This window comes from Flavobacterium tructae, from assembly GCF_002217475.1.
Classification (GTDB): domain Bacteria; phylum Bacteroidota; class Bacteroidia; order Flavobacteriales; family Flavobacteriaceae; genus Flavobacterium; species Flavobacterium tructae.
In genome coordinates, this window is the sequence record NZ_MUHH01000094.1 from 1 (window position 1) to 691 (window position 691).

Here is a 691-nt window from a genome sequence, read left to right on the forward strand (position 1 = left end):
GATTTGTTTGAGCAACAGGTATTTAAAACGCCAAAAGCAGTAGCGGTTATTTTCGATAATGAAGAGCTAACTTATGAGGATTTGGATAAAAAATCTAATCAATTAGCAAGATTTTTGTTAAATAAAGGTGTAGAAAAAAATCATCTGATAGGAATTTGTATTCATCGTTCTTTCGAGATGCTTATAAGTATTTTAGGCATATTGAAATCAGGAGCAGCGTATGTGCCTATTGATCCAGAGTACCCGATAGATCGTATAGATTATATGTTAGAGGATTCAGGTACAAAATTCTTGCTTAGTAGTAGTAGTAATAGCTTAGTTACATTTCCAAATAAAGCTAATTTAGATATTATTCTATTAGATAAGGATTGGTGTTCAATAACCCAAGAGTCTGCAGAATCAATCAAAAGGATAGCCTCTTTAGATAATTTAGCGTATATAATTTATACGTCAGGAAGTACTGGGCAACCAAAAGGCGTAGAAATTATTAATAGATCACTTGCATCTCGATTACAATTTTACAAGTTATATTATGGTATGACATGTGATGATAAGGTTTTATTTTATCGTTCTTTTAGCTTTGATGGTTCTTTAGAAGAATATATTTTGCCTTTTACTGTTGGAGGCTGTTGTGTTATGGCTTCAGTAAATTTCAAAGATGATTTATTTCACAACATCATACACTATATCG

The 691-nt window shown here is 31.4% G+C and carries 1 protein-coding gene; it reads left to right on the plus strand.

Annotated features, from left to right (window positions below; translation table 11 throughout):
- A partial coding sequence (locus B0A80_RS20605) for an AMP-binding protein (protein WP_165769312.1) occupies positions 1-691 on the plus strand: 691 nt, incomplete at both ends.